Genomic DNA, 19,346 nt, shown 5'->3' with positions numbered 1-19,346 from the left:
ACTGTTTTCCATCCACTTTGCCCGGTGCGACTCAGCACACAGGTCAAGGGTGTGCGGACTTATGGCTGGCGGGCTTCGGCGCGGCGGCCGTGCCACCACAGCAGCAGGCCGATGACCAGGGCCGAGAGCATGCCCAGCCCGCCGGTGACCACCAGCCCTGCGCGCACGCCTAATTGTTCCGTGAGCCAGCCTGCCAGCAGCCCGCCCAGCGCGTGCCCGCCCAGCAGCAGGGGAAGGTACAGGGCCATCACGCGGCCCCGGATTTCCGGCCCGGCTTCAAGCTGCACGGCGGTGGCCGCGCTCGTAAGGAAAAGGAGGGTCATCAGGCCCACCACCACCAGCATGGCCACGAACAGCACCAGGTCCGGCATCAGCGCCGCAACCAGCTGGGACAGTCCGAAGAGGCCGGCAGCGGCCACGATGCCTTTGCGCCCCATGTTCCTGAGGCGGGCGGCGAGGAGCGCGCCGGCCAGGGCACCCACCGCGCTGACGGTATTGAACAAGCCAAAGCCCTCAACGCCGTTGTGCCACACGCGCTCGGCAAAGGCCGCCAGGACCACGGGGCCGTTCATGCCGAAGGCGCCGAGGAGTCCCGCCAGCAGGATGATGAGCAGCAACCGCGGCCTGTCCCGCACATAGCTGAATGCGGCCAGCAGCTGACCGCGCCCCCGCCCTGCCGGGGCACTGGGGTGCAGCTCGGCCGGCCGGATCGCGGCGATCATGCTCAGCACCAGCAGGCACAGGAATGAGTTTGCGGCAAAGGCTGCGGCCGATCCTGCCTGGGAGATGACCACTCCAGCCACCGCCGGGCCCGCCATGGCGCCCAGCTGTCCGAGGGCATTGTTCAGGCCTATCGCGGGCCGGAGGGCTGCGTCACCCACTACCTCGTTGACGAACACCTGGGTGGCGGGCTGGTTGATGGCTGACGTTATGCCCAGTGCAACGCAACTGGCATAAACGGCCCAGACGGTGATGGTTCCGCTTGCTGCCCAGGCGGCGAGGCCAATGGCCAGGAGGGCAATAACGGTCTGGCAGGCGAGCATGATGCGGCGCTTGGGGAACATGTCCACGAGCAGGCCGCTGAGCGGCCCCACAATCAGCATCGGGAGGAACTGCAGTGCTACGGCGACGCCCACCGCAGCCGGGCTGCCGGTCAGCTGCAGCACCAGCCAGTCCTGGGCCAGGCGCTGCATCCACACCCCCACGCTGCCGGTGAACACCATTGCCAGGAAGATCCGGTAGTTGCGCTGGGTCAGGGGCTGATACCAGGCGGGTTGGTTCTTTGGCTTGTGGAGGGACTGCTGGGAACGCTGGCGGTCGGAAGACACGTGGGACTCAACTCGATAGTGGCGGGCAGTACCAGATGGTTTCTTTGCGCCGGTGGCAGCCCGGGCGCTTTTGGAGGTCAGGAGCGGGTGGAGCGCATCTTGACTGCCGCTGCCGCGAGGATGAGGGTGCCGGGTACCACTACGAAGAGGGCGACGAGCATCCAGACGAACACCACAGTTCCGAACAGCGCGGCGGCGAGCAGGAGGGAGCCGGTCCAATCCTTTACTGACAGCGCCTGCCCCGTCTCCAGGGCGGAGCGCCAGGTTGCTCTTGCATCGGGCGTGGCACCGGTGAAATCGGACCAGGCAGAGGTGGTGCGCAGCAGGAGGATGGCCCCGCAGGCGGAGAGGATCAAGGTGGCCGGCAGTACTATCTCCGGGCCGGGAAGCTGCCGTGCCCATGTGAGCAAAAGGTTCAGGACAATCACGACGGCGGCCGCCGCCGTCGTGAATCCAAGCTTCCAGCTGCCGGGCAGGGCAACCTTGAACAGGCCCCAGAGGCCGCGGACGGAATCGTCCCGGCCGGAAAGGTGCCGTTCCAGATGGGCGATCCCCGCCGCATACGCGGCCGGGATCGTCACCAGCGGAAGGGACAGCACCAGCACCAGCACCCCGGCCAGGAGGGTCTCGGAGAACAGCGCGAAACGGTTCACCGGGACGGGTTCGTGGTGGTTGGGGGCGGGTGTGGTGCTGTCCATGACGCTCATATTCTGTCTCGGTCTTCCGTTAGCCCTTGAGGCCCTGGGTGGAAACGCCTTCAACAATGTACCGCTGGAAGATCAGGAAGAAGATCAGCACCGGCAGCAGGGCCAGGACCGACATCGCGATCATCGCGCCGTAGTCCGAGGACTGGGTCTGGTCCACGAAGAGCCGGAGGGCCAGCGGCAGCGGGTACTTGTCCGGGGTGTTCAGGTACAGCAGCGGGCCCAGGAAGTCGTTCCAGCTCCAGATGAAGGAGAAGATCGAGGTGGAGATCAGGGCCGGCTTCATCAGCGGCAGCATGATGGACCCGAAGATCCGTGCATGCCCGGCGCCGTCGATCCGTGCCGCCTCGTCCAGTTCCGCGGGAAGGCCGCGCATGAACTGGACCATGAGGAACACGAAGAACGCGTCAGCGGCCAGGAACTTGCCGATCAGCAGCGGGATGTAGGTGTCCACCAGGCCCAGCTGCTGGAAGACGATGTACTGCGGAATGATCACCACGTGGAACGGCAGTAGCAAGGTGGCGATCATCATGCCGAAGAACACACCACGGCCGGGAAAGCTGATCCTTGCGAACGCGTAGGCCGAGACGGACGCGGAGAGGACGGTGCCAACCACCGCGCCGATGGCCAGGACCAGCGAGTTGGTAAAGAACTGCAAAGTGGACACCCCGCCGATGCCCTCCATGGCGGTGACGAAGTTGTCCAGGCTGAAGTTGTTGGACCAGAGCGAGGTGTTCGCGCCGCCGATCTCCGAGTTCGGTTTGAACGCCGAGGCGATCATCCACAGGCCGGGGTACAGGACCACGGCCGTGAGGACCAGGGCCACCACGTGGAAGAGGGTGCTCTTGGCACGCTTGGTCCCTACGGATTCGGACTTGGGGTTGTAGTGCGGCGCCGGTGCGTCCGGTGCGGACTGGGTGGGGGTTGCCATTGTTGTCATCGTGAATCACCGCTGTAGTGGACCCAGGACTTGGACGTGCGGAAGAAGATCAGGGTGATGATGCCCACCACGATCACCAGCAGCCAGGCCATGGCCGAGGCGTAGCCCATTCGGAAATCGCTGAAGCCCCGCAGGTACAGGTAGAGGGTGTAGAAGAGGGTGGAGCCGGCCGGGCCGCCTTCACCGTTTGAGATGATGTAGGCCGAGGCGAAGATCTGGAATGCGTGGATGGTTTCCATCAGCAGGTTGAAGAAGATCACAGGGGAGAGCATGGGCCAGGTGATGTTGAAGAACTTCCGCACCGGGCCGGCACCGTCCATGGACGCCGCCTCGTAGAGCTCGTTGGGGATCTGCTTCAGGCCGGCAAGGAAGATCACCATCGGGGCGCCGAATTGCCATACCGTCAGGAGGATGAACATCGGCATGGTCATGGCCGGGTTGCCCACCCAGCCGCCGAGGTTGATCCCGAAGATGGACAGGCCCTGGTCCACGGGACCGTTATCGCCGAACATGGCCTTCCAGACGATGGCGATGGACACCGAGGCGCCGATCAGGGACGGTGCGTAGAACGCGGACCGGTAGAAACCCTGGCCGCGCCGCTTGCTGTTGAGCAGCATCGCCACCGCCAGTGCCGCGGCGAGCTTCAGCGGGGTACCGAAAATGACGTAGTTCACGGTCACGCCCACCGACTGCAGGAACCGCTCGTCCTGGAACAGGGTGGTGTAGTTGTCCAGGCCGATCCACTTGGGCGCCTCGAACAGGTTGTAGTTGGTGAAGGACAGGTAGAGCGAGGAAATCATGGGCCCAACAGTGAGGGCGATGAATCCCAGCAGCCAGGGCAGCAGGAAGGTGTAGCCGGCGCGGGCATCCGCTCCCCGCCGCCGCGACTTGCGCGGCTGCGGGGAGGCGGACGTCGTCGATCGCCTGCTCAGTGTTGGGCTTTGAGTCACGAGTTCAATCCGTCAGTCGTTAACGCCTGAAATTTAGGCATTCTGCTTGATGAGGTCTTCGGCTTCCTTGAACCAGGCATCGGTGGCGCCGTTGATGTCCAGCTTGCCGTAGTTCAGGTCCGAGGAGATGCGCTTGAAGGAGGCCTCAAGCGTGCCGAAGCCGACGATGGGCGGCTCAGGGGCGTCCTTGAGGTACTGCTCAATGGACTTCTCGTAGTCCACCACGAGCTTGTCCGTACCCTCGAACGTGGTGCCGTCGCGCTGGGTCTTCGAGGCGGGAACGCCACGGGAGGTCTTGAAGATCTGGCCCACCTCGGGGTCATTGACCATGAAGTCGATGAACCGGGCTGCAGCGTCCTTGTACTGGGTCTTGGCGCTGGCCACCATCAGCATGGACGGCTTGAGGAACAGGCCCAGGTTGTCCGGGTCATCCGACGGAACCGGGACAAGCTTCAATTCCTTGGCGCCGCTGTCAGCCAGGTATCCGGCCATGAAGTTGTCCCAAGTGACTTCGGTGGCGGTGACGTTCGAGCCGAACGCCGACTTCGGTGCCAGCTGGGTAACACGCTCTTCGGAGGCGATGGCCGGCGTGCCGCGGAGTTCGGCGGTGAGGTTCCACCACTTCTTCAGGTCGTCCCTGGTGAAGCCGAGCTTGCCGTCCTCGGTGAAGGCTTCGATGTTGTTCTGGCGCAGCCAGATGTTGAACATCCACCAGACACCGGTGTAATCGGTGCCGCCGAAGAGGGCGCCATTGCTCTTGGTGCCTACCTCCGTCAGGAAAGCGTTGTACTCGTCATAGGTCCACTTGCCGGTCGGCTCGGCGATGCCGAGTGAGGCCAGCTTGGCGGGGTCGTAGTAGACCGCGAACGCGTTGGTGCTGGTGGGGATGCCGTAGGTCTTGCCCTTGATCTGGCCCGACGGCAGGAGGGATTTCTCGAAGGCGTCGGTGTTGATGTTGACGGTGGCCAGGTCCAGTAGCTGGTTGCGCTGGCCGTAGTCGCGCAGGTAGGAGAGGTCCCACTGCATGACGTCCGGAAGGCCGCCGCCGGCTGCTTCGGTGGCACGCTTCTGCCAGTAGCCGGCGAAGTCGGTGAAGTTGCCATTGACCTTGATGTCCGGGTTCTTGGACTCGAACAACGCAATGGCCTTGCGGGTACGCTCGGCGCGGTCGTCGTTGCCCCACCAGGTGTAGTTGATGGTGACGGGGTTTTCGGCGGAACCGGTCTTTCCGGCGTTGTTGGATCCGGTTCCACAGGCCGCCAGGGCTGCGGCAGATGCGGTGCCGACGGCGACGGTGGTGAGGAAATGCCTTCTGTTGATCACGGGAGCCTCCTTGCTCAATGTGTGCAATCCCTTTTCGCTTCTACACGGCGGGTAGTGAGCTGGCTTACACGGCTTCTGAAACGATACAATATCTTCATTCCCGGAAATGGGCAAGCGTTTTCCAACCACATCGTTTCGGCCCGCCGCCGTCCTCCCAGCAGATCAAGGAGTCCCATGACCAAGCAGGCACGCTCCGGCCCGGCCAGCGTTTGGAACAACATCGAGGGCATCGCGTTCGGCGGTGACTACAACCCGGAGCAATGGCCCGTCAGCGTGAGGCTGGAGGACCTGGAGCTGATGCAGGAAGCAGGTGTGAACTTCCTCAGCGTTGGCATCTTCTCCTGGGCGCTCCTGGAGCCTGCTGAGGGACAGTACGACTTCGGCTGGCTCGACGAGGTCATGGACAACCTCCACAGCATCGGCGTCAAGGTGGCCCTGGCCACGGCGACTGCGGCCCCGCCTGCCTGGCTGGTGCGCAGGCATCCGGAGATCCTGCCCGTCACTGCTGACGGAACCGTGCTGGGACCGGGCTCGCGGCGGCACTACACGCCGTCGTCGGCCGTCTACCGGCGGTACGCAAAGGGCATTACCCGAATGCTGGCCGAACGGTACAAGGACCACCCGGCCCTGGCACTGTGGCACGTGGACAACGAACTGGGCTGCCACGTCTCCGAGTTCTACGGAGACGAGGATGCTGCCGCATTCCGCGGGTGGCTGGAGCGCCGCTACGGGACCATCGAAGCGCTCAACTCGGCCTGGGGCACGGCCTTCTGGTCCCAGAACTACGGCTCCTTCGAGGAGATCCTCCCGCCGGGCCTTGCCCCGTCCACCCTCAACCCAGGCCAGCAGCTGGATTTCCAGCGCTTCAACTCCTGGATTCTGATGGACTATTACCGCGAGCTCGTTGCAGTTCTCCGCGAAATCACCCCAACCGTCCCCTGCACCACCAACCTGATGGCCTCCAGCGCCACCAAGGCCATGGACTACTTCAGCTGGGCCAAGGACCTGGATGTCATCGCCAACGACCACTACCTCGTGGCCGCGGACCCCGAACGCCACATCGAACTCGCGTTCAGCGCGGACCTCACCCGTGGCATCGCGGGAGGTGACCCGTGGATTCTGATGGAACATTCGACGTCGGCCGTGAACTGGCAGCCGCGCAACCAGCCCAAGATGCCGGGCGAAATGCTGCGCAACTCGCTGGCCCACGTGGGCCGCGGCGCGGACGCGGTGATGTTCTTCCAGTGGCGGCAGAGCTTTGCCGGTTCCGAGAAGTTCCACTCAGCGATGGTGCCGCATGGCGGACGGGAGACCCGGGTGTGGCGCGAAGTGGTGGACCTGGGGGCCGCGCTGAAGCTTCTGGAGCCGGTGCGGGGCTCGCGGGTGGAATCCCGGGTGGCCATTGTGTTCGACTACGAGGCGTGGTGGGCCAGCGAAATCGATTCCAAGCCGAGCATCGACGTGCGCTACCTGGACCTCCTGCGGGCGTTCCACCGCTCGCTGTTCCTGCGGGCTGTCTCCGTGGATATGGTCCACCCCTCCGCCACCCTGGAGGGCTACGACCTTGTCCTCGTCTGCACGCTCTACTCCGTCACGGATGAAGCTGCGGCAAACATCGCTGCCGCGGCTGCCGCCGGCGCCACCGTACTGGTCACCTACTTCAGCGGCATCGTCGACGAGAAGGACCACGTGCGGCTGGGCGGCTACCCGGGCGCGTTCCGCGAACTCCTGGGAGTGCGGGTCGAGGAATTCCGTCCCCTGTTGGCCGGCTCGCAGCTGAAGCTCAGTGACGGGACCATTTCCTCCATCTGGAGCGAGCACATCCACCTCGAGGGTGCTGAAGCGCTGCAGACATTTACCGAGTACCCGCTGGATGGCGTGCCGTCCCTGACCCGGCGTCCGGTGGGCAGCGGGGCCGCGTGGTACCTCGCGACGTTCCCCGATTCGAACGGTATCGAGTCAGTTGTGGACCGGCTCCTTGGTGAGTCCGGCGTTGCCCCTGTTGCTGCGGCAGATCCCGGGGTGGAGCTGACCCGCCGCCGCCTGGCCGACGGGCGGAGCTTCCTGTTCGCCATCAACCACAACCGCTCTGGCTCTTCCGTCCAGGCTGTCGGGACCGACCTGCTCTCCGGGGAGCGGTTTGACGGCACGGTTCCTGCTGGCGGAGTCGCGGTAATCGCGGAAGACTGACGCCTTCCTCGTTGGTGGTGCCGCGGCTGGTTCTTTTGGCTGGGCGGCGGCGCCTCGCCCGGTGTGGTTGGAGGACGACGGCGGCGCCTCCCCCTGCCTGACTGGAGGACGACGGCGGCGCCTCCTTGGCACGTTGCCGAGGCCTTGGTGCAATTATCCACATAGCGTCGGTGGCACCGGTTTTTCTCTGCCCCAGCTGGAAGACTTTGTGTATGGAGACGTTTGGGGAGGCGGCGGCGGTGGACTGGGATCGTGAGGTTTGTTCTGTTGCCGGTGTCCCTTCCGTGGCCGGGGTTCTTGGGATGCCTGGTTCTGTGCCTGTTGCCCCTGATGCGCGGGGAATGATCGATCAGATCCGGGAGCTGGAGGATGCGAAGTCGGCTTTGGCTGCGAGGCAGGCCCTGATTGAGGTTGCCTTTGACCTGGCGAGGAGGCGGGAGCAGGCTGCTGCCGGTGTCCCCGCTCATGAGCTGGGTGCCGGGGTCGCGGCCGAGATAGCTCTTGCCCGGCGGGAGTCCCCTGCCCGGGGTGGCAGGCTCCTGGGATTGGCGAAGGCTTTGGTGACCGAGATGCCCCGCACCCTGGCAGCTTTGGCGTCCGGTCAGCTGAACGAGTGGCGCGCCACGTTGGTGGTGAAGGAAACCGCGTGCCTGTCCGCCGGGGACCGGTGCGCGGTGGATGAGGAGCTCGCCGCCGACACCGGCATCTTCGATGGGGCCGGGGACCGGGCCATCATCAGTGCTGTCAGGGCCGCGGCGTACCGGCGGGACCCGCGGTCGGTGGCGAAGCGGGCAGCCCACGCCGTGACCGAACGAACTGTCTCGTTGCGACCGGCGCCGGACACCATGACCTACCTGACCGCCCTGCTCCCGGTGGCCCAGGGCGTCGCCGTGTACGCGGCGCTCACCCGCGACGCCGAGACCTTGAGGTCCTCGGGTGATGAGCGGTCCAAGGGCCAAATCATGGCCGACACCCTGGTCGAACGCGTCACCGGCACCCCCGGCGGGATCAGCAGCATAGAGGTCCAGCTCGTCATGACCGACCGTACCCTCTTCCAGGGCGACACCGAACCGGCCCGGCTCACCGGGTACGGGATCGTTCCCGCCGAATGGGCCAGGAAAGCTGTGCTGGAAGGAACACGCGGCGCGACCAAGACCAACGGGTCTACCCCGGACGTCGCGAACAGCCGGGAGTCGGCCACGTACCTTCGTCGGCTGTACACCGCCCCCGGCACGGGGGAACTCGTCGCGATGGACTCCAAGGCCCGGCTCTTCCCGCCAGGGCTCCGCCGGTTCCTCCAGGTCCGGGACGACACCTGCCGCACCCCCTACTGCGACGCGCCCATCCGGCACCACGACCACATCATCCCCCGGCACAACGACGGCCCAACCACCGCAGCCAACGGCCAAGGCCTCTGCGAAGCCTGCAACCACACGAAAGAAACACCCGGCTGGACAGCCAAACCAGCGGCCGGAATCAGGCATTCGGTAGTACTTCGAACACCCACCGGTCGCACCTACCGGTCAATGGCACCTCCCCTTCCGAGGAACATTGGGGCGAACAATGGATGGGCCGAAGTCACTTGGCCACAGCATGCCTCTGCGGCCCTGCCACCAGCGGGGTGACCGGCGTCCCAAGGAGGATAAGACGTCAACGAGACATGCCGTCGAGGTCCTTGGGCGAGTCATACCGCCCATCGAACGCTGACAGCCGCAACTGGAACTCCAGGCCATCCACTCGTTGCTGGTCCAAGCGATACTGATTTGGTGATTCGGGCAGCGAAACCAGAAGACCTGCAGCGCATGCAGGACATTGAGGTGGCAGCCAGTCAGCTCTTTCGTGCAATCCGCATGGAATCCGTTGCCGACGATCCCCCATGCCTCGAAATCGAACTGGCGACCTACCAGCGTGGAGAAAGGGCTTGGGTTTTCACCGGACCGGGTAAGCCGTTGCCTACATACTCGTGGATACTCTCGCCGGAGCGGGAATGGACTGCAGAGCACGTCAGAGTCGTCCTTCGGGAGAAGCGGCACGGATTGGACTCATGGCCGCGGACCCTGACGGCCAAAGACATCGGTTAAACACCTCCGCCCCGGAAGGAACCCAAGGTTCCTGCCGGGGCGGAGCTGCCACCGCCGTCGGACACTGTTGGGTGGAGGAGGCGTTTACCCTACGGTCTGAGCCGTTTCGGCGGTGTGAAGACTAGCTGCTGATGGCCGACTTCATCTCGTCATGGGCCTTCTTGCCGGCGTCTTCGGGGGACAGCCGTTCGAAGAGAACTTCCGAGGTGTACCGCTTGATGATCTCCTGAATCGAGCCGGCACCCTTGGGCGGCGGGGCGGGAGCCTCGCCCAACTCGTCCTTGATCTGATCGATGAACTTGACCACCTTGACGTCTGCCGGAGTCAGCTTCGACTCGATGGCTGCGCGGACCTCGGAGTTCGGGTACACGCCGCGGTCTGCCAGGAGGGTTTCGCCGGCCTTGACGTTGTTGGTCAGGAAGTCGATGAATTTGGCGGTTTCCTCGGGGTGCTTGGTGCGTGAGGAGGCTGACCAGAACTGCGATGCCTTGTACCAAAGCCCAGCATCATCCGCGGAACCGGTCTTGGTGGGGAACCGCATGATCTTCAGGTCTCCGCCGGAGGCCTTTTCGAGTGCGGGTGCCTGGTTGGACCACCAGAAGGCCATTGCATTCTTGCCCGTGGCCAATCCGCTCTGATCCAGCGGGGCGGCCTCGGCTTCAACAACTTCGGATGCCGAAGGCACGGCCTTCTTCGCGCTGAGCTCCTTCAGGAACGCCCACCATTCAGCAATGTCGGCCGGCTCGAAGCCCAGCTCGCCGTCCGAGGTGTAGAGCGACTTGCCATTCTGCCTAAGCCAGACTCCCAGCGAAGCCTCGTCCGTTCCGTAGGCGGCGGCACCGTAGGTCCCCTTGGGTGACTTCTCCGTAATTTCCGCTGCGATGCGTCCGAAGTCTTCCCAGGTCCAGGTAGAGTCATCCGGCAATGGGACGCCCGCGGCTTCAAAGACAGCGGGGTTCGCCAGAATGGTGGCTGCGTTGATGCCGGCGGCGATGCCGGTCAGTCCGTCCTCGCTCTTGCCCGCGTTAAGTGCAGCCTCGTCGAGTTTGGAGGTGTCGATCTCGTACTTGGAAAGATCAAGCAGGGCACCGCGGCTGGAGTACTCGGTAATGTACTTTTCATCCATCTGGATGATGTCCGGGGCATCGTTGGCAGCCACCTGGGTAGCCAGCTTGTCCCAGTAGCCGCTCCAGTCGCCGAATTCCGGCTTGATTTTGATGTTGGGGTTTTCAGCCTCGAACTGCTTGATGGCTTCCTGGGTCAGCTGGGCGCGCTTGTCGCCGCCCCACCAGGAGAACCGCAGTTCAACAGGACCGTCGGCATTCGGCGTGGAGGATCCTCCGCCGCAGGCGCTGAGGGCCATGACGGCGGCCGCGGCGGCTACGACGCCCGTCTTACGGAAGCGGTGTGCACCACGGGAACGGCGCTCTGCCGGTTGCCGGGCAGACGCAGGGCGGGGAAAAAGCTGCACTGGTAACTCCGATCTTCTTTGATCCAGGTGTTGGGGAATGGTGCCTTTGATGCTGGGAAAAAACACGAAACCGCTTTCTGGAACTAATGCTACAAGTGCCAAACTTGTAATACAAGGTTTCGCGCGGCAGTTTTCGGGAGGGTGGCAAGGGGGACGGCGGGAACGCCCGTCGCGACGAACGGGCGTCCGGTTCGCACTGCTGGTGATGACGGCAGGCCTTGCCAGCCGGACCAGCAGTGTGACTACTTGATGCCGGTGGTGGCGATGCCCTTGATGAGGAACCGCTGGCCGAAGAGGAACACCAGGAAGACCGGTAGGAGCGAAACGATGGACATCGCAAACAGCGATCCCCAGCTCGTCGCCGACTGTGAATCAACGAAGGCCCGCAGTGCCACCGGAACGGTGAACATGTCCGGATCCGTCAGGTAAATCAGTGCTCCGAAGAAGTCGTTCCAGGTCCAGATGAACGTGAAAATGGTGGTGGTGGCCAGCGCCGGCACCATCAGCGGCAGGATGACGCGCAGGAAGATGCGGGGGTGTCCTGCCCCGTCAATACGGGCAGCCTCGTCGAGCTCCCGCGGGATGCCGCGGATGAACTGCACCATCAGGAAGACGAAGAACGCTTCGGTGGCGAGCAGCTTGGGCACGATCAGCGGCCAGAAGGTGTTCACCCAGCCGATCTGGGAGAACAGGATGTACTGCGGAACGATCACCACGTGGAACGGCAGCATGATGGTCAAAAGCATGATGCCGAACAGCAGTTTCTTGGCCGTGAACTGCAGCCGGGCGAACGCATAGGCAGCCATGGAGCACGAAATCAGATTGCCCAGAATGGATCCAACCACCACAATGGCCGAGTTGATCATGTAGTGGCCGAAGGGGTGGGTCAGGGCAGACCAGCCGGAGGTGTAGTTGCTCATCTCCAGGCTGTTGAGCCACAGGCCGGGCTCGCGAAAGATCAGCTCGTTGGGGCGAAGCGATGAAACAACCATCCAGAGCAGGGGGTAGATCATCAGCCCGCCGGCGAGGATCAGGATCCCGTGCTTCATCAGGGCTTTGGTGCGCTGCGCCCGGCTGAAGGCCAGGGTGCCGCGGGACTCCCTGATTTTGGGCTTGCGGCGGTTCGTTGGCTTGCCCGCGCCGGCAGACTTCTTCTCCGGGGTGGGCAGCGTCTCAAGCTTAGTCGTCATAGAAAACCCAATACTTAGAAGCGATGAAGTTGATGGCGGTGAAGACGCCGATGATCACCAGCAGGACCCAGGCCATGGCGGATGCGTAGCCCATGTCGAACTGGCCAAATCCCTTTTGGTATAGGTACAGGGTGAAGAACATCGTGGAATCCGAGGGGCCGCCGTTGCCGCCCGAGACGATGAACGCCTGGGTGAACGACTGGAAGGATCCGATGATCTGCAGCACCAGGTTGAAGAAGATGATGGGGCTCAGCATTGGCATGGTGATCCGCCAGAACTGCTGGAGCGTGGTTGCGCCGTCCACCTTTGCGGCCTCGTAGTACATCGTTGGGATCTGCCGCAGCCCCGCCAGGAAGATGATCATCGGGGCGCCGAAGGTCCAGACGTGCAGCAGGATGATGGAGCCCAGCGCCGTGCTGGGGTCTGAAATCCAGCCGGGACCCTGGATGCCGAACATTGCCAGGACTTGGTTCACCAGGCCGGTGGTGCCGAAGATCTGCTTCCAGAGTATGGCAACTGCCACCGAGCCGCCCAGCAGGGACGGCAGGTAGAACACCGAGCGGTAGAACGGCAGGCCGCGCAGCCCCTTGTCCAGCACCAGCGCAATAAGGAGCGCCACGGCAAGCTGGAGCGGCACGCCGATGAAGACGTAGGTAAAGGTAACGCCGAGCGAGTTATGCAGCCGGGCATCACTGAGCATCCGGGTGAAGTTGTCCAAGCCCGTCCATTCCGGGGGCTGGAGCAGGTTGTAGTCCGTGAAGGACAGGTAGAGGGACATCAGCATGGGGCCGATGGTGATGGCAATGAGGCCCACCAGCCATGGCAGCAGGAAGATATACGCTGCCTTGTTGTCCCGGCCGTTGGCCTTCTTCTCTTCGGCGGTGGCCTTGCCCTTCCGCCGGGTGATGGAGCTGAGTTCGCTGATGGCGCTCACTGCTGCAGCCCCATCCCTGGAGCCGGACCCGCCACTGCCGGCAGGCCTGCCGGGCGCGGTGTCCTGGGTATGTGCTTAGCGGCCATGTGGTCTCCTTTGGTCATCGTGGCCTCCACGTTCTTGGTATCACCGGGGGCGATAGGTGCGCTCCGCCGGGGCCGGGATTTCCCGCCAAGGTACTGACGGCGGGCTCCCCGCTCCCCCGGACGGTACGGATTTGAAAAGCGGCTCGGTACCAAAGTAAACGCTTTCTTGACTCCTGTATAGCCCTTTGTTAGTTTTTGAGAAAACGTTTTCTGTCGGACCCGGCACTACGAATAAGATCACAAGACTTAAGGGGCAGGACAATGCGGTTACGTCTCACGAAATCAGTCATGGGGATCGCAGGGGCGACGGCAGCCCTGGCCATCGTTCTCAGCGGTTGCGGCAGCAATCCGGAAGCGGGAAAGGTGGGAACCGTAGAAGATCCCGTCAGCATCCGATTTGCCTGGTGGGGCAACGACTCACGGGCAAAGACAACCCTTGACGTGATTAAGGACTTCGAGGCCGCGAACCCCACCATTAAGGTGCAGGGCGAGAACACCGAGTTCAGCTCCTACTGGGACAAGATGGCCACGCAGATCGCCGGCGGCACCACGCCCGACGTCTTCGCCATGAGCGGCGCCTACCCCAGCGAGTATGCAAGCCGTGGCGTGCTGCTGGACCTGGACAGGGTCAAGGACCAAATTGATACGTCGATGTTCGCCGAGGGCACCGTTGACCTGGGCAAGATCGAGGACAAGCAATACACCATCACCGCCGGCGTCAACGCCATGTCCATGGTGATTGACCCCAAGGTCTTCGAAGCAGCAGGCGTGCAGCTGCCGGATGATGAAACATGGACTTGGGACGACTACGCCGAAATCGCCGCGGAGATCACCAAAAAGTCACCGGCGGGAACGTTCGGCACCACCCCCATGGCCAACGACTCCTTCCTGGCCGTGTGGGCGCGCCAGCACGGCGAGGACCTCTACACGGATGACGGCAAGAAGCTGGGCATCAGCGAGGATACCGCCGCCAAGTATTTCGAGCTGAACAAGAAGCTGATGGAAACCGGCGGAGCCCCCTCCGCTTCGCAGACTGTGGAGGACGGCTCGGCCCAGCCCGAGATGACCCTCATGGGCCAGGGCAAGCAGGGCATGAAGATCTCGTGGAGCAACCAGATGAACTCCTACTCCGGGTCGCCCCTGGTCATGATGAAGCTGCCGGGCGAGAGCAAGACGCCCGGTACCTGGCTGCGGTCCTCCATGGAGTACGCCATCTCGTCCAAGTCCGCGAATTCCAAGGAAGCAGCCATGTTCATCAACTATCTGGTGAACAACTTGGACGCCGCCACCAAGATCAAGAGCGACCGCGGCATGCCGGCCAACACCGAACTCAAGGCCGCCATCACTCCCCTGTTGAAGGAGTCACAGCAGAAGGAAGCCGAATACCTGGACCGCATTGCCGAGATGGACATTGAACCGCCGCTGCCGTTCCCCGCGGGATCTTCGGCCACGATGGAGGTCCTGAACCGCTTCAACACGGATGTCCTGTTCGGAAAGATCGCACCGCAGGACGCTGCCAAGGGCTTCATCCAAGAGGTCAACTCGAACCTCGGCTAACGCTTCGGCAGGCCATATCCGCACCACACCATCCGAACAGGAGGCAGGCCAGTGAGCAGCAATGCCGGACCGACCCATGATGCAAAGCCGCCCCGGCCCAGCGCAATCGCCGGCTACGAGGACTGGCCTGCCTATGTCCAGCAACACCCGCGTTACCAGGCGCACAGCGCGGAAGCGCAGGAACTCGCTGACGCTCTGGGCGTGCCCGATGTGCCGCAGCCGCCCGAAGCGTCCGTCCACTGGGAGGAAACGTACGACGGCGTCACTACCTCGCAGCTGAGCTGGCAGTTGGGTTACGGCCCGCGCAGTACGGGCTGGCTGATCAGGCCGGCCGGCGTCCCCGGACCGTTGCCAGGAGTTCTGGCTCTGCACTGCCACAGTGGCAACAAGTTCGGCGGAGCCGACCGGCTGGTGGAACTCCCTGCCTCCCATCCCCTGGCGGCGAACGCCCGGCCCGGCTACGACGGCCGTGCCTTGGCATCAGAAATCGCCCGCCAAGGCTTCGTTGTCCTCGCCCACGACACCTTCGCCTGGGGCAGCCGCCGTTTCGACCTTTCCGTCCCTCCATGGCGGACTGGCTCCGCCCTGGAGGCAAGGCAGGCGCAGTGGCGGGAGGACGGCGTCGTGCCTTCCGAAGCCGAGGTGTACAACGCCGCCGCAGGATTCCACGAGGAGACGGTTGCCAAAACTGCCGGCCTACTGGGTACAAGCCTTGCCGGGATGGTGGCCCACGATGACCTTGCGGCACTGGAGGTTCTTGCCGGCCTGCCTGATGTGGACCCCGACCGGCTGGGCAGCATCGGATTCTCCGGCGGCGGCGGCCGCTCGCTGGCCCTGGCCGTGCTGAGTCCCCGCATCAAGAGCTACGTTGTGACATGCATGATGACCACCTTCCAGTCCCTTCTGCCGGCCCACCTGGATGCCCACTCCTGGCTGCTGCAGACGCCCGGCCTTTGGAAGTTGGACGAGTGGCCGGCACTTACCGCCAGATCCGGTGCGGACCAGCTGCTGGTGCAGTACGCCCTTGGGGACGAGCTTTTTCCTGAGGACGGCATGCGTGCGGCACACCGCATGCTCGGTTCCCTGCACAATCCCGGCAACGGCAGTCCTGCCGCCTACATCGGAAGCTTCTGGCCTGGCGGCCACTTGTTCACTGCCGAAATGCAGCAGGAGGCGCTGGCCTTCCTTTCTTCTTCGCTCGGTGCCCGTGATACTCAGCCCCTCTCTCCCCTTAGCTGTCAAGGACCCTCCTGATGATTGATCAATCCACCGCTGCGGAAACCGGCAACCGCAATGTGAACGCCGCACCCGCGGCCGTCCCGCGGATTGCCCTGGTGGGCGTTCACGGGTTTGGCGAACGGCACCTCGCCAATCTCGCCAGGCTGGAGGCAGCAGGAGCACTGCAACTGCTTGCCGTTGCGGATCCCAACCCGCCCGCCCCCGGAGGGCTCCGGGACTCCGTGGCCGTCTACGGCGACCTGGCACAGCTGCTGTCAGCAGGCCCGGACGTCGACGTTGTTATCCTCGCCACCCCCATCCAGACCCATGCTCCCCTGGCCCTCGCTGCCCTCGCAGCCGGCAAGGACGTCTATGTGGAAAAGCCCCCCGTGGCGTCCCTTGCCCAGTTCCGGGATGTCCTGGTAGCGGCGGAGGCGGCGGAACGCCTGGTGCAGGTCGGGTTCCAAAGCCTCGGCTCCCAGGCCCTGCCCGCTATCCGGAAGCTCGTGGCGGACGGGGAGATCGGAGAGGTCCTGGGACTGAGCGCCAAGGGACAGTGGGTGCGGAACAAGGGCTACTTCAAGCGATCCCGGTGGGCAGGCAAGCGCAGCCTGGACGGCGTGGATGTGGTCGACGGCGTAGCCACCAACGCCCTGGCCCACGCCGTGGCCACTGCGCTGCACCTGGCTGGCGCGCACACTGTGGCGGACCTCGCTTCCGTGGAGACGGACTTGTACCGGGCACACGAGACCGAAAGCGATGACACGTCGGTGATCCGCGTGCGCACCGTCCAGGGAGGCACCCTTTTGTGCGCCCTGACCCTGTGCGCGCCCGAACAGCTGGACCCGTCCGTGACAGTTCACGGTACCCAGGGCGAGATCACGCTGTTCTATACGCGGGACGAGGTTGTGATCACCACCGCGGACGGCGAGCGCCGGGAAAGCTTCGGCCGGACCGACCTGCTGGAGGACCTCCTGGCTGCCCGCAACACCGGTAAACCCCTGCTCTGCCCGCTGCAGCATACTGGCGCTTTCACTCTGGTCCTGGAAGCCATCCGCACGCTGCCGGCACCGCAGGCGATCGGCCCGGAGCACATCAGCTGGGAGGGCGAAGGCGACGAAGCCCATCCCGTGGTGCACGGCATCACGGAGCTGATGGAGCGGGCGTGCAAGGCGCAGGCCACGTTTGCGGAATTGGGTGTCCCCTGGGCCCGCCCCATGGCTCCGGTCCGCTCGCTGACTCTGGACAGCCAGCCGGTTGCCGAGTACCAGGACGGGAGCCGCATCCGGGCTACCTCCTCACCTCGGCCCTATCTGCACCCGGTCCGGACCCTAGCCGGTACCGTGGTCACCGACCACCAGCCACTGGACCACGTATGGCACCTGGGTGCGGGCGTTGCCCTGCAGGACGTCAACGGCATCAACTTCTGGGGCGGCCGCACCTACACCAGGGAGGCCGGGCAGTACGTGTGGCGGCCGGATCACGGCAGCATCACCAGTACGGGAACAGCGGTTGAAGACACGGCCGCCCAGACCGGCGGCCGGGATGGCCGGCTTCGTGAAACCCTCAGCTGGAACAGGCCTCACGGCGGACCTGTCCTGACGGAGGACCGCACCTGGACCTGGACCGGCGTTAGCCCTTCTGTCTGGCGCCTGTCGCTCGATTTCGCCCTCTCCCCCGCCGGAAACCAGCCCGTCAGCCTGGGCAGTCCTGGGTCCAACGGCCGTTTTGAAGGCGGCTACGGGGGCTTTTTCTGGCGGCTGCCCGAGTGCAAGGATGCCACCGTCTGGACACCTGCCGGCGCCGGCGAGTCCGAGGTGCACGGTTCCGTCACGCCCTGGCTGGCGTGGGCGGCTAACTTCCCGGCCGGAACGTCCGGCGCTGCAACAGACGCCCGTACGCCCGGCAGCGCCACCCTCGTCTTCGTGGCCGAAAAAGACTCCACGGATCCGTGGTTTGTCCGGGTTGACGGCTATCCGGGGGTGGGCCAGTCCCTCGCCTGGGACACTCCCGTCATTGCCCGGCCGGGCGAGCCGGTGAAGCGCAGCGTCACCGTTCTTGTCGCCGACGGCATCCTGGGCACAACCGACATCGAAGCACTAATCAACCAGCAGGGGAACCACTCATGAGCCAGACAACAGCAGCACCACCTTCCGCAGGTACCCGTTCCAGCGAGCAGGGCACGGCGCCGGCAGTTGTTCCCGGAGCGAGGGCAGCGCCAGCCTCCGCGGCCGACCGGGCCATCAAGCGGCAGAGGGTACTGGACATCCTCGATGCCAAGGGCGCTGACTCCCTGCTGCTGACCACGCATACCGCGCTCACCTGGTACCTGGACGGCAGCCGCATGCACATCAGCCTCGCCGGCGATCCCATTGCCGCCCTCCTGGTGGACCGCCGCGGTGACCACCTGGTGACCTTCAACAACGAGGCCGGCCGCATCGCCGCCGAGGAACTTCCCTCCGGCGTCGACCTGTACACGGTGCAGTGGTACGGCAACCTGCACGAGGCGGCGGCCGCCGTCGGACGTTCCGCCGGGGACGCGGCCGCGCCGCTGGCGGAAGGTGAGGTGGCCGCTGAGCTGCGCGCAGCCCGCCAGCAGCTGCTTCCTGCCGAGAGCGCCCGCTACGGACGGCTGGGCGCAGAGGTTGCTGAGATCATGACGGACGTCCTGTCCACTGCCCGGCCGGAAACCAGCGAGCTTGAGCTGGTTTCCGCACTGGCCGCCCGTGTTGTTGCTGCCGGTGCCGAGCCGCTGGTCCTGCTGTGCAACGGCAGCAGCCGCAGCGAATTCCGGCATCCGCTGGCCACGCAGTCGCCCCTTGGCCGCCGCGCCATGGCCGTGGTGTGCGCCCGCAGAGACGGCATGGTTGCGAACATCACCCGCTGGGTAAGGTTCGACGCCGGCACTGCAGAAGAGCGCGACGCCGAGGCACGCATCGCAGCAGTAGAGGCGGACATCTTTGATGCCACAGTCCCCGGCGCCCAACTGGACAGGATCTTCGCCGAAATCAAGGCTGCCTATGCCCGGCATGGTTTCGGGGCGGAGCAGTGGGAACAGCACCACCAAGGCGGTCCCGCCGGTTACGCGGGGCGCGATCCCCGTGTCACCGCTGCCGCCACGGACACTGTGGTGCTCAACCAGGCGTTCACCTGGAACCCATCCGGGCCCGGGGTGAAGATTGAGGACACTGTCCAGCTCACCGAGTCAGGCTTGCAGGTGCTCACGGCGGACCCGCGCTGGCCTTCGACCGCGGTCAACCGCCTCCAGCGGCCGGTCACGCTTGAGCTCTAGGGCAGCAAAACGCTCCATCAGATCCTGCCGTAGAACCCGAAATGCTCTCTCAGTCGTAGGCCGTAATCCCGGCCAGCGACTG

14 protein-coding genes are annotated in these 19,346 nt (G+C 64.5%); 6 read left to right on the top strand and 8 right to left on the bottom strand.

The genetic code is table 11. From position 1 onward, the window contains the following. Nucleotides 1–59 precede the first annotated feature (59 nt). The 5 genes from FDW81_RS13805 to FDW81_RS13785 all read right to left on the bottom strand — a co-directional run bounded on the left by FDW81_RS13805 (nucleotide 60) and on the right by FDW81_RS13785 (nucleotide 5,245). On the bottom strand, nucleotides 60–1,328 hold the full coding sequence (locus tag FDW81_RS13805) for an MFS transporter (RefSeq protein WP_138134752.1): 1,269 nt from the start codon (nucleotides 1,326–1,328) through the stop codon (nucleotides 60–62). A 77-nt stretch (nucleotides 1,329–1,405) separates the two neighbouring features. Beyond that, nucleotides 1,406–2,035 carry a Poxvirus protein I5 gene (locus FDW81_RS13800; RefSeq protein WP_138134751.1) on the bottom strand — a complete coding sequence of 210 codons (630 nt, stop codon included), beginning with the start codon at nucleotides 2,033–2,035 and terminating at the stop codon, nucleotides 1,406–1,408. A gap of 19 nt (nucleotides 2,036–2,054) precedes the next feature. Then, entirely contained in the window at nucleotides 2,055–2,972 is a 918-nt protein-coding gene (locus FDW81_RS13795; protein ID WP_138134750.1) for a carbohydrate ABC transporter permease, read from the bottom strand. Further along, complete coding sequence (locus tag FDW81_RS13790; protein ID WP_138134749.1) at nucleotides 2,969–3,922, bottom strand: carbohydrate ABC transporter permease; 954 nt, start codon at nucleotides 3,920–3,922, stop codon at nucleotides 2,969–2,971. The genes FDW81_RS13795 and FDW81_RS13790 overlap by 4 nt, the downstream gene beginning before the upstream one ends. 33 nt (nucleotides 3,923–3,955) lie before the next feature. Next, nucleotides 3,956–5,245, bottom strand: coding sequence for an ABC transporter substrate-binding protein (locus FDW81_RS13785; RefSeq protein ID WP_138134748.1), 1,290 nt, complete (start codon nucleotides 5,243–5,245; stop codon nucleotides 3,956–3,958). Nucleotides 5,246–5,419: 174 nt separating this feature from the next. Between FDW81_RS13785 and FDW81_RS13780 the strand changes: the two genes are divergently transcribed. Together FDW81_RS13780 and FDW81_RS13775 are read left to right on the top strand one after the other, a co-directional pair. After that, a complete protein-coding gene (locus FDW81_RS13780; RefSeq protein WP_138134747.1) occupies nucleotides 5,420–7,435 on the top strand; it encodes a beta-galactosidase in 2,016 nt (671 codons plus the stop codon). A 302-nt stretch (nucleotides 7,436–7,737) separates the two neighbouring features. Next, nucleotides 7,738–9,060, top strand: a complete 1,323-nt coding sequence (locus FDW81_RS13775) for an HNH endonuclease signature motif containing protein (protein WP_240720281.1) — start codon at nucleotides 7,738–7,740, stop codon at nucleotides 9,058–9,060. Between the two features lie 577 nt (nucleotides 9,061–9,637). Here FDW81_RS13775 and FDW81_RS13770 read toward each other — a convergent pair. The 3 genes from FDW81_RS13770 to FDW81_RS13760 all read right to left on the bottom strand — a co-directional run bounded on the left by FDW81_RS13770 (nucleotide 9,638) and on the right by FDW81_RS13760 (nucleotide 13,111). Then, on the bottom strand, nucleotides 9,638–10,987 hold the full coding sequence (locus tag FDW81_RS13770; RefSeq protein WP_138134745.1) for an ABC transporter substrate-binding protein: 1,350 nt from the start codon (nucleotides 10,985–10,987) through the stop codon (nucleotides 9,638–9,640). A 242-nt stretch (nucleotides 10,988–11,229) separates the two neighbouring features. Then, nucleotides 11,230–12,177: a carbohydrate ABC transporter permease gene (locus tag FDW81_RS13765; protein ID WP_138134744.1), complete on the bottom strand. Its 948-nt coding sequence runs from the start codon at nucleotides 12,175–12,177 to the stop codon at nucleotides 11,230–11,232. Beyond that, a complete protein-coding gene (locus tag FDW81_RS13760; RefSeq protein WP_138134743.1) occupies nucleotides 12,167–13,111 on the bottom strand; it encodes a carbohydrate ABC transporter permease in 945 nt (314 codons plus the stop codon). The genes FDW81_RS13765 and FDW81_RS13760 overlap by 11 nt, the downstream gene beginning before the upstream one ends. Nucleotides 13,112–13,485: 374 nt before the next feature. Between FDW81_RS13760 and FDW81_RS13755 the strand changes: the two genes are divergently transcribed. The 4 genes from FDW81_RS13755 to FDW81_RS13740 are packed head-to-tail and all read left to right on the top strand — an operon-like array spanning nucleotide 13,486 to nucleotide 19,264. Continuing rightward, entirely contained in the window at nucleotides 13,486–14,754 is a 1,269-nt protein-coding gene (locus FDW81_RS13755) for an ABC transporter substrate-binding protein (protein ID WP_138134742.1), read from the top strand. Between the two features lie 51 nt (nucleotides 14,755–14,805). Beyond that, the gene (locus tag FDW81_RS13750; RefSeq protein ID WP_138134741.1) at nucleotides 14,806–16,008 is read left to right on the top strand and encodes an acetylxylan esterase; all 1,203 of its coding nucleotides are present in this window, start codon (nucleotides 14,806–14,808) and stop codon (nucleotides 16,006–16,008) included. Beyond that, nucleotides 16,008–18,101 (top strand): DUF6807 family protein, encoded by a 2,094-nt coding sequence (locus FDW81_RS13745; protein ID WP_138134740.1) that lies wholly within the window; start codon nucleotides 16,008–16,010, stop codon nucleotides 18,099–18,101. The genes FDW81_RS13750 and FDW81_RS13745 overlap by 1 nt, the downstream gene beginning before the upstream one ends. Continuing rightward, on the top strand, nucleotides 18,098–19,264 hold the full coding sequence (locus tag FDW81_RS13740) for a Xaa-Pro peptidase family protein (protein ID WP_138134739.1): 1,167 nt from the start codon (nucleotides 18,098–18,100) through the stop codon (nucleotides 19,262–19,264). The genes FDW81_RS13745 and FDW81_RS13740 overlap by 4 nt, the downstream gene beginning before the upstream one ends. Nucleotides 19,265–19,346 lie beyond the last annotated feature (82 nt).

Origin of the sequence: Pseudarthrobacter sp. NamB4, assembly GCF_005796185.1 — a bacterium.
Classification (GTDB): domain Bacteria; phylum Actinomycetota; class Actinomycetes; order Actinomycetales; family Micrococcaceae; genus Arthrobacter.
Note: the sequence above shows the minus strand (reverse complement) of the source record. Positions and strands in the feature narration are given on the sequence as shown.